General features: G+C 39.8%; 9 protein-coding genes. 7 read left to right on the top strand and 2 right to left on the bottom strand.

All coding sequences use genetic code 11. The features are described 5' to 3' along the window. Positions 1-96: 96 nt before the first annotated feature. Positions 97-744 carry a YdcF family protein gene (locus JI666_RS18490; RefSeq protein WP_206894528.1) on the bottom strand — a complete coding sequence of 216 codons (648 nt, stop codon included), beginning with the start codon at positions 742-744 and terminating at the stop codon, positions 97-99. Between the two features lie 245 nt (positions 745-989). Here JI666_RS18490 and JI666_RS18485 point away from each other — a divergent pair, with 245 nt between their 5' ends. The 5 genes from JI666_RS18485 to JI666_RS18465 all read left to right on the top strand — a co-directional run bounded on the left by JI666_RS18485 (position 990) and on the right by JI666_RS18465 (position 7,976). Next, positions 990-2,438: a circularly permuted type 2 ATP-grasp protein gene (locus JI666_RS18485; protein ID WP_349769362.1), complete on the top strand. Its 1,449-nt coding sequence runs from the start codon at positions 990-992 to the stop codon at positions 2,436-2,438. Between the two features lie 15 nt (positions 2,439-2,453). Further along, positions 2,454-3,419, top strand: coding sequence for an alpha-E domain-containing protein (locus JI666_RS18480; RefSeq protein ID WP_206894527.1), 966 nt, complete (start codon positions 2,454-2,456; stop codon positions 3,417-3,419). Next, a complete protein-coding gene (locus JI666_RS18475) occupies positions 3,416-4,282 on the top strand; it encodes a transglutaminase family protein (protein WP_206894526.1) in 867 nt (288 codons plus the stop codon). Before JI666_RS18480 ends, JI666_RS18475 begins: the two co-directional genes overlap by 4 nt. A 246-nt stretch (positions 4,283-4,528) precedes the next feature. Further along, positions 4,529-7,495: a formate dehydrogenase subunit alpha gene (fdhF, locus tag JI666_RS18470; protein ID WP_206894525.1), complete on the top strand. Its 2,967-nt coding sequence runs from the start codon at positions 4,529-4,531 to the stop codon at positions 7,493-7,495. Then, entirely contained in the window at positions 7,479-7,976 is a 498-nt protein-coding gene (locus JI666_RS18465) for a helical membrane plugin domain-containing protein (RefSeq protein WP_206894524.1), read from the top strand. Before fdhF ends, JI666_RS18465 begins: the two co-directional genes overlap by 17 nt. A gap of 52 nt (positions 7,977-8,028) precedes the next feature. Here JI666_RS18465 and JI666_RS18460 read toward each other — a convergent pair whose 3' ends face one another. After that, positions 8,029-8,517 carry a VanZ family protein gene (locus JI666_RS18460; protein WP_206894523.1) on the bottom strand — a complete coding sequence of 163 codons (489 nt, stop codon included), beginning with the start codon at positions 8,515-8,517 and terminating at the stop codon, positions 8,029-8,031. A gap of 180 nt (positions 8,518-8,697) precedes the next feature. Here JI666_RS18460 and JI666_RS18455 point away from each other — a divergent pair, with 180 nt between their 5' ends. Beyond that, positions 8,698-10,041, top strand: a complete 1,344-nt coding sequence (locus tag JI666_RS18455; RefSeq protein ID WP_206894521.1) for a UDP-glucose dehydrogenase family protein — start codon at positions 8,698-8,700, stop codon at positions 10,039-10,041. Between the two features lie 388 nt (positions 10,042-10,429). Further along, on the top strand, positions 10,430-10,579 hold the full coding sequence (locus tag JI666_RS18450; protein ID WP_206894520.1) for a hypothetical protein: 150 nt from the start codon (positions 10,430-10,432) through the stop codon (positions 10,577-10,579). Positions 10,580-10,651: the final 72 nt, after the last annotated feature.

Below are 10,651 nucleotides of genomic sequence, written 5' to 3'. Positions count from 1 at the left end.
CTTCCGCTCCAATCACAAAGTGTGGTTTTTTAAAAAAATGTGTCAAAAACAAGAATCTTTTAGAAAAGAGCTTTTTATAATGCTACTGAAACGGAATTAAAGTGATGGAATATCTACGTCTTCAATAATCCCAAGTCCTGCATACTTTGAGATGGAATGAACTTCTTTAATTACTCTTGCTTTTTCGGTCGAATCTGTCCACCAATTGTCTCGTTGACCGACTTTTCGATCATCCGAGCAATACGTATAGGTAATCCAGTCCGGCATATATGTTCTAAGCGTCAACAAGCACCGTTTCATGTGGAATGGGGAGCTTACGATAAGCAGTCTCTTAATCGTATGAAGCCCATATTTTTGTTGGAGTACCATCATTGAGGCAATCACATTTTCTGTCGTATTACTAGCCTCAAGTTCAATAAGAATATCTTTTTCAGGTACCCCTAGCTTTGTTAAATGGTCCTTCATCCAAATCGCCTCTGGTGTTTCGTTCAAACCCCACCTTGCTGCGGATCCTGTTACGAGAATAGAAGGTGCGCGTTTATCATGATATAACTTTGCTGCCTTTTCAACTCGATGGATTGTTTTGGCTCCAAATACTAGTATGCAGTCGCCACAATTTCCGTTATCTCGCGTTTCATCAAACATAAATGATGTGATTTGCTCTTTTGAAAGACGATCAGGATTCAACTCAGATAACCGCATTGCTACTTCACCTCGATCTGGACAATAAATTCCTCTCATCATATTGATTCGCTTCTTGTGGTAAGGAACCTTTTAAAATAAGGGATGTACTAGCTTATGAGTAAGATTACAATAAAGTGAATTAACCATGACTCAAGCGCTATTACTTTGAAACGGTTAGCAAAAAAATCATCCTTATTTCCCTTTAAATAGAGGAATTTCGATCTTCCATATTGAAATTTGTTAGAAAAGTTAGAAAAATGGTAAAATTACTTTAGTGTTATTACATATGTGGAGGGGGAGTGTCAGTGTTTCATTCGTACAAGCTGGAAGGGTTTTTTGATGAAATGCTTGAGAAAGGTCAACAACCGAGAGGGCATTGCAAACCGTTCCATGAGAAGTTAACCGATATCGCGTCTGATGAACTTCAAACAAGATATGAGCTTGCTCAAAGTGATTTTCTTCGTCAGGGCATCACATTTACTGTTTATAGCGATAATGAAGGAACTGAACGAACAATGCCGTTTGATTTTGTTCCTAAAATCATTCCGCCAGAAGAGTGGCAAGTACTTGAGCGTGGCTTAATACAGCGTTTTGATGCACTTAATGCTTTTTTAGATGATGTTTATCATGAACAAAATATATTAAAGGATGGCATTATTCCAAGAGATCTTGTTGTCAATTGTCAGCATTTCTTCGAGCAGGTCGCGGGCATTGATTTGCCAAGACGACAGCACATCTTTATGGCAGGTATTGATTTAATCCGAGATGATAATGGAGAATATCGTGTACTTGAAGATAACCTTCGCAATCCCTCAGGTCTTTCCTATGTTTTTCAAAATCGATATGTCATGAGAAAGGTTTACCCAGAATTTTTCAATGAGTATTCCGTTCAATCACTTGAACAACAATTTTCATATCTGCATTCGGCTATGGCTTCTCTTGCACCTCATAGCAAAAATCCTACTATCGTTTTACTAACGCCCGGTGTGCATAATTCAGCTTATTATGATCATTCTTTCATTGCTCAGCGAACAGGGATTGAGCTAGTAGAGGGGAAAGACCTTGTTGTACGTGAGCGACAGGTCTTTATGAAAACCGCTCGTGGTTTAAAGAAAGTCGATGTGATCTACCGTCGGATTGATGATGAATTCCTTGATCCACTTGAATTTCGCGAAGATTCGCTATTAGGTGTACCGGGGCTTATTGATGTTTACCGAGCAGGAAATGTTTCAATTCTAAACGGTATCGGAAATGGTGTTGCAGATGATAAAGCAGTCTATCATTTTGTGCCAGACATGATTCGCTATTACCTTAATGAAGAACCGCTCGTTAAGAATGTCGATACGTATCTTCTGAGATATCAGGATCAGCTCGATTATGTTCTCGATCATCTTTCTGAACTCGTCGTAAAACATACGAACGCTTCAGGTGGGTATAACATGTTGATTGGTCCACACGCATCTACAGAAGAGATTGAAGCGTACAAAGAGCAAATCTTGAAGAATCCTTCAGATTTTATTGCCCAACCTACAATCAAGCTTTCTCGTCTTCCTGCATTTAAAGAAGATCGTTTTGCAGCGTGTCACGTCGATCTACGCGTCTTTATTTTCGGTGGAGAGAAAACACATGTATTTCCTGGTGGTTTAACGCGAGTTGCTCTAAAAGAAGGTTCACTCGTCGTTAACTCTTCTCAGGGTGGCGGTGCAAAAGATACGTGGGTACTTGAAGAAAATCCAGTGAAAGTTCAACGATAGAGAGGAGAAGCGATTATGCTCAGCCGAGTTGCTGATTCATTGTATTGGTTAACGCGAAACGTGGAACGTGCTGAAAACAATGCCAGGCTAATTGCCGTTAAGTTAACGAGTCGTCTGGAGAATGCAAATCCAATTGAGGAAACGAACCAAAACTGGTATGAATTGATTGAAATAAGTGGCTTTCAGGACGTATTTGATGAGGTGTATACCCATTCGAGCGATCGTAATGTGATGGAGTTTTTACTTTTTTCATTAAAGAACCCTAATTCCATTCTTAATACGATTACAATCGCAAGAGAAAACGCACGAGCTGTTCGTGAAATTATACCGAACGAGCTTTGGGAAAGCATAAACTCCTTTTATTTGAAACTGAAGCGTCATAGTCATACACCGTGGACAATGGAGGAAGTTAGTGATTTATGTGAGTTTGTGAAAAAGGAGTCACTCCTTTTTCAGGGAATTGTAGAAGCAACAATGCCACGAGGAGATGCTTACCTTTTCATGGAAATGGGTAAACATCTGGAAAGAGCGGAAAAAGCAGCACGTATATTGGATGTCTACTATCATAAAGATTTAGAAAGCTATCAGAACAAAGAAATCGTTGAGTATCATCACTGGTGGTCCGTTCTTCAGTCTGTTAGTGGTCATGAAGCGTATATTAAAACGTACAGACCCCTAATTAAGAGCCGTAATGTAGCTGAATTTTTCATTCTTGACGCTGAGTTTCCTCGATCAATGATTTATTGTATTCAAAAAGTAAGGAATGCCTTCGTAGCTCTTGAAGATGGTCATGTTGAACATTACTCAGAATCGCTTGCACAGGAACTTGAGCACCTTGCCAATGATTTATTCGATTTCTCAATTGAAGAAATTCTAGGTCAGGGAGCACATGCGTTTCTTCAAAGCTTTCAACACAGGTGCATGACAATCGGCATGCACATTACCAAAACCTATTATCTGGGGGAAGTTGTGATACCATGAAATACGAAGTTACCCAAACGAACACTTATCAATATGAGTTGCCAGTAAGGCAGAGCATTAATCAGTTCAGGTTAAAACCACTAGACGATCAGCAGCAAACACTCCATGCGTATAACGTACTGATTAATCCTGCTAGTCAAACGTATGGTCATACTGATTATTGGGGTAATTATGTTGAAACGTTCTATCTTTGGGGAGAGCATCAAGACCTTTCAATTGAAACCGTATCTACCGTCGAAACAAAGCCTTTTGAGATTGATGTTAGCTTACCACTTACAGATGAGCAGCTTAAAGAACTTCATTCAGAGGCTTTTAAGCAAACGCATACGGAGTTCATGATTGAAACGGACTATACAACCATTTCCAATGGTGTGATGGAAGCTGAAACAGAAGATCTGTGGAGAGATGCTCGTGATGAGCTCGATTTTGCGGTTAAGTTGAACGAGCATATTTATAACACGATGGAATATGTTTCGGGAGCCACAAATGTCGAAACAACTGCTGAGAAAATATTAACGCATAGAACAGGCGTATGTCAGGATTATACTCATCTTATGCTTGCGCTTTGTAGGTACCGAGGAATTCCGGCTCGCTATGTTAGTGGTTACATCTACATTGGTGAAAATTCAGCTTTCCGTGGGGATGCAGCTACTCACGCATGGCTCGAAGTGAAGATTCCTGGACTTCCATGGATTGGTCTCGATCCTACAAACAATGCGGTTGCTGCTGAGCAGCATATTCGTATCGCAGTCGGTCGAGACTACCGCGACATTTCGCCTTTAAAAGGTGTTTATATTGGCGGGGCACATACACTCAATGTGAGCGTAGGAGTGAAAAATTTAGAAGAGCGGGTCAGCGGATAAACAGGCTGCCCGTTTTCTATTTAATCGAAGAAAGAAATAAGGTGAATAGACTGCTCAAAACAGCTCATGGCGAGCTGTTTTTTTGTCTATACTATAATGTCATCTTGGTATGCGGTAGATAGTTGAAGTGTTTAAAATTATGAATGTGTCATTTTGAGAATTTTTTCATAAATTATTGTCTAAAAATTACTCAAGTAGGGAAACGAATACAATAGGTCTTCAGAATACGAAAAAGGGTGATGTGATTTGCAGGATTCAATCCAGGTCGTTATTAATGGTAAAAGTGTAGCTGTGTCTAAGGAACAAAGTGTATTGCAAGCGTTAAATGAAAATAATCTAGATTTGCCAAGTGTTTGTTATCACCCTAGTCTTGGTGCAATTGAAACGTGTGATACGTGTATGGTAGAGGTAAATGGAGAAATTGTGAGAGGTTGCTCTACTAACCTTTCAAACGGGGATAATATTAATACGACCGCTTCTCATGTGAAGCAAGCGCAAGACATTGCGATGGATCGTATTCTTTACAATCACGAACTTTATTGTACAGTATGTGATTACAATAATGGAACGTGTGAAGTACATAACACAGTCAAAGAAATGAAAAAGAATCATCAAAGCGTGCCGTTCGAAACAAAGCCGGATCCCGTTGATAACTCGAACCCCTGGTATCGCTATGATCCCGATCAGTGTATTCTATGTGGTCGATGTGTAGAAGCTTGTCAGGACGTGCAGGTAACAGAAACGCTAACCATTGATTGGGAACGAGAGCGTCCACGCGTCATTTGGGACAATGACGTTGATATTAATGAATCTTCATGTGTTTCTTGTGGACACTGTTCAACCGTATGTCCATGTAACGCAATGATGGAGAAAGGCATGGAGGGTGAAACAGGATTTCTAACAGGAATTCAACAGGATACTCTTCGCCCGATGATTGAACTTACGAAAAACGTAGAAACGGGATATGATTCGATTCTTGCTATATCTGATATGGAATCTGCTATGCGAGAGAATGAAATTAAGAAAACAAAAACCGTTTGTACGTATTGTGGGGTAGGATGTAGTTTCGATATTTGGACAAAAGGAAGAGATATTCTCAAGGTAGAGCCACAAGTAGAAGCGCCGGCAAATGGCATCTCAACGTGTGTGAAAGGTAAATTTGGTTGGGATTACGTTAATAGTGAAGAACGTCTTACTAAACCATTAATAAGAGAAGGGGATTCCTTTAGAGAAGCGGAATGGGATGAAGCGCTTAAGCTAATTAGCAGCAAATTTGCAGAGGTTAAAAACGACCATGGTGCAAATGCGCTATCTTTCATTAGTTCTTCAAAGTGTACAAATGAGGAATCTTATTTAATGCAGAAACTAGGCAGAAGCATTATCGGTACGAACAATATTGATAACTGCTCACGTTATTGCCAGACTCCTGCTACGGTAGGTTTATTCAGAACCGTTGGGCATGGCGGTGACGCTGGATCGATTAAAGATATCGAAATGTCTGAACTCGTGATCGTCATTGGTTCAAATACCTCTGAATCTCACCCAGTTCTTTCAACAAGAGTGAAGAGCTCTCACAAACTTCATGGTCAGAAGCTGATTGTGTCCGACTTAAGAAAACATGAAATGGCAGAACGATCTGATTTATTTATTCGTCCTTCATCTGGAACAGATCTTATCTGGCTTTCAGCTGTTACGAAATACATCATAGATCAGGGATGGGCTGATGAAGCATTCTTGAAGGATCGCGTTAACGGTCTTGATGATTATATTGCAAGTCTTGAGAAATACACAATGAGTTATGCTGCAGAAGTGACTGGAATCGATGAAGCAGAGTTGATTCGAATTGCTGAAATGATTCATGAAGCGAAAACGACTGTGGCGTTATGGGCAATGGGTGTTACACAGCATAGTGGTGGTGCAGATACGAGTACAGCGATTTCGAACTTGCTTCTTGTAACAGGAAACTACGGTAAACCTGGTACAGGTGCCTACCCGCTCCGCGGACATAACAATGTTCAGGGAGCAAGTGATTTCGGTAGTATGCCAGATAAAATGCCTGGATATGAGAATGTAACGGATGAGAACGTTCGTGACAAGTACGAAAAAGCCTGGGGTACTCCATTACCACAAGAACCAGGTCTAAATAACCATGAAATGGTCGAGCATATCCATGAAGGAAAGTTAAAAGCGATGTACTTAAAAGGAGAAGACATGGGAATTGTCGACTCCAATTTGAATCATGTGCACGCAGCATTTGAGAAATTAGATTTCTTTGTGGTGCAGGACCTCTTCCTCACAAAGACGGCAGAATTCGCAGATGTTGTTCTTCCAGCAAGTCCAAGTCTTGAGAAAGAAGGGACGTTTACGAACACAGAACGTCGTTTTCAACGTCTTTACCAAGCACTTGAACCGCTTGGTGATTCGAAACCAGACTGGCAGATTATTATGGACATTGCGAATGAAATGGGAGCTGGATGGGATTATTCCCACCCGAGTGAAATCATGGCAGAAGCTGTTCAACTTGCTGATATGTTTGCAGGTGTGTCTTATGAGCGTCTTGAAGGGTATAACAGTCAACAGTGGCCGGTAGCAGCGGATGGCACAGATTCACCACTTCTATTTGAAGATGAGTTCCCGTTCCCAGATGGCAAAGCACGTCTATTCCCCGTTGAATGGACACAGCCGCTACAGTATGATGACGAATATGATCTTCACGTTAATAACGGTCGCTTGCTCGAGCATTTTCATGAAGGCAATATGACATATAAGAATAAAGGAATTAAATCTAAAACGCCGAGTACATTTGTTGAGGTGTCTCCTGAACTTGCGGAAGAACGTGGGCTTACAGACGGAACACTTGTAAGACTAACTTCTCCATATGGTGCTGTGAAAATTAAGTGTCTCGTAACAGATCGTGTTCAAGGTAAAGAAATTTATATTCCGCTCAATGATACAGATGATGCGGCAGTTAATTTATTAACAAGTAGTCGAGCGGATAAAGATACGGATACGCCTGTCTATAAAGAAGTAAAAGCAAAGATGGAGATTTTGAAAGATCGAGGTACTTCGCCGCTTCCAAAAGTTAATCATCGTTACGGTAATCCGCAGCCGCAGAAAGGTGTAATGGTTGAGCGGAAATGGGCACGAAAAGACTATATCTTCCCTGGTGATATGGTAACGAAGGAGGCAACCAATTATGGCAAAAGCCATTAAGCAGATTAGACGAATCGAAGTCTCTGAAGAGGAAAAACGAGCGAATGACTTACGAGAAATCGAGGATGCTCTGCTTGAAAATAAAGATGCACTTCTTGAAACGCTTCAAGTTGTTGGAGGGATGAAGGATAGAGGTATTCTCTCCCTCCTCAACGGCTTGTTTGGAGAAGGAGATCGCGTTCTGAAAGTGATGGTTGATTTGTTGAACCAACCAGAAAATACAGCCGCCCTAAAGAATATGCTGCTGCTAGTTGGAGTGGTTGGAAACCTCAACGTTAAGGAGCTCGAGCCTCTTCTATTAAAAGTAAACGCTGGTATTGAAAATGTTGCAGAGCATGGAGAAGATACTAAGAAAACAGGATACTTAGATTTGCTACGTACATTAAAAGACCCTGAAGTTAATCGTTCGCTAACGATCCTCATTACGTTTCTTAAAGGGATGGGAAAGGATACTGAAAGCGAAGGACAGCTTAAAGATTAATACAGCAACATTAGAAAGAGTTTTACAATAAAGTACTATTAAAGTCCCGCGCTTAGCGGGACTTTTTGGTGTGGATATGACGGACACTGATAAAAAGAAATGCTGCTAAGAGAATGCCTAATGTGTCTGGTATGAACACATCAATTAAATGGCCTGTTCTCCCTTTAACTAAACTCTGATGAAACTCATCAACCATGGCATAAGCAAATGCTGTGAAAGAACCAAGCAGTAAGTGTTGTTGGTGTCCTCGTTCCCTGAAAGCCATCACAGAAAGGAATGCAAGAAGGCCAAAGGAAGCAACGTGAGCCGCTTTTCTAATAAAGAACTCTACATACTGATAAGGTTGTGTAGGTGTAACGAGCGTGCCATCGTAAGTAAACTCAACTTGTGGTAAGTCATCCTGAGTAAGAGTGACGTAATCTCTAAAAAATGGTTTCATATCCTGCTGCTGATAAGGTGTATGAGAGGAAATAAAGAGGATTCCCATCATCATGATCGAGAGGATAGACCATTTCCAATTCATAATAACCGTAATAGTCATCAACACACTTTCTGTTCTAATTCTAAATCAGTTTAGTCACAATCATATCGAAATTTGTGCATAATAGGTAGTGGATGATATGAGAAATGTTAAAGTATTGTATGAAAACAGTGAATGTGCTCTTAACTAGATTAAGACTTTTTATAATAGAAAGTAGATAAAAACGAAGGGAGACGTTTGATGCGGATTTCTGTAATTGGAACCGGTTATGTAGGACTTGTGACTGGAGTTAGTTTGGCTGAGATAGGACATCAGGTCACCTGTATCGATATTGATGAAGAGAAAGTGGCGCTGATGTCGAGCGGAGTATCTCCCATTTATGAACCAGAATTGGAACACTTGATGAAGAAGAATATTCAAGCAGGACATTTATCTTTTACAACTCAGTTTAATTTCTCTTCAACAGATGTCATTTATATTGCCGTTGGCACACCACAACTTCCTGATGGAACGTCAGATTTGCAGTATATCGAACAAGCATCACACGATATTGCCCGCTCCCTCACGAAAGATACGATTGTAGTTACGAAAAGTACAGTGCCAGTAGGAACAAATCATTGGATTAAGACACTCATTGAAGAAGCAGCACCTAAGAAGATAAAGGTTACAATTGCTTCAAATCCTGAATTTTTGAGGGAAGGTTCAGCTGTTTATGATACGTTCAATGGAGATCGCATAGTGATTGGAACTGAAAATAACGAAGCGAAAGAAATTCTAGAAGAAATTAATGCTCCATTTGGTCTTCCAATCTATCACACAGACCTGAAAAGTGCTGAAATGATTAAATATGCTTCAAATGCTTTTCTCGCTACAAAAATTAGCTTTATTAATGAAATTTCAGCCATTTGTGAAAAAGTAGGTGCAAATGTTGAAGATGTTGCTTTCGGGATGGGGAAAGATAACCGAATCGGTGACAAATTTCTAAACGCTGGGATCGGATATGGGGGATCGTGTTTTCCGAAAGATACGAATGCATTAGTTCAAATCGCTGGAAATAACGAGCATGATTTCAGGCTTCTTAAGTCCGTTATTGAAGTTAATAATTCACAAAGAATGAAATTAGTTCAAAGGGCAAGAGAGGCGATTGGTGATCTATGTGGTAAGAGAATTGCGTTACTTGGTCTTGCATTTAAACCAAATACAGACGATATGCGTGAAGCTGCATCCATTCCAATCGCCCAAGAGCTTGTGAAGCAGGGAGCTGAAGTAATCGCTTTTGATCCGATTGCAATTCCTAATGCCAGAACGTTTCTACCAGTAGAAGTTCAGTACAAAGATACGATTGATGAGACGATACGTGGAGCAGATGTTGCCCTTATCGTTACAGAATGGGATGTTATTAAATCAATAGATTTAATGACATATACAACCCTTATGACATCTCCTATTGTGATTGATGGAAGGAACTGTTATTCATTAGAGGAAGTAGCAAAGTACCCGATTCATTACATTTCGATCGGACGTCCTCCAATTAAGAACGGCTTTGTAACACCTACAGCCAAAACGAGAGAAAGAAGCAGGTAATGCCTGCTTTTTGTTTTTAAAAGGCTGCTTTTATATAGGTTGTTGGAGTAGTGGTTGATTTATTCTGCAATCAGCTAATTGTGGATTCTTACAAAAACCTTTTAAGAATAACAATCTTTTAAAAATGGTCTTTTCTTAAAGAATTGGTACTTGTGAAAGATTTTTCTATAGAGAACCCCAAATCAACATCTACTCTTCTAGCAACAAAGTATATTAAAAGTGCTTTTTAAATTCAATTACAGCACACGAATAGTATATTTTACTCATTAATTCAGAATATTGGTACTTGAATTAATCGTTCACTCTGGTAAAATATGTTTGTTGACTTACGAATTGCATTCTAATATAGAAACTAGTGAAGAAGAATGCCACCGAATGGAGTGGGAGTATGGTAGAGAAAACGTGTGAGAAATGTAATAAGCCTTCCTATAGCAGTAATTATCAGGGAGAGTGGATCTGTCCGTATTGTGGAGTGGATATGACAAAGGTTCCTGTTAACAATGAAGATTATATTAATGAGCAAGTAGTGAAGAAATAAAACTTGAGAAGCAATTTATGCTTCTTTTTTTGTTGAATCCTACTATTGCTACAATCTCATTCCCTGTCTAAA

The sequence above is a fragment of the Bacillus sp. NTK071 genome (assembly GCF_017303315.1).
Lineage (GTDB): Bacteria > Bacillota > Bacilli > Bacillales > Guptibacillaceae > Guptibacillus.
The sequence above is the reverse complement of the archived record's forward strand: the minus strand, read 5'-3'. Positions and strand labels throughout refer to the sequence as shown.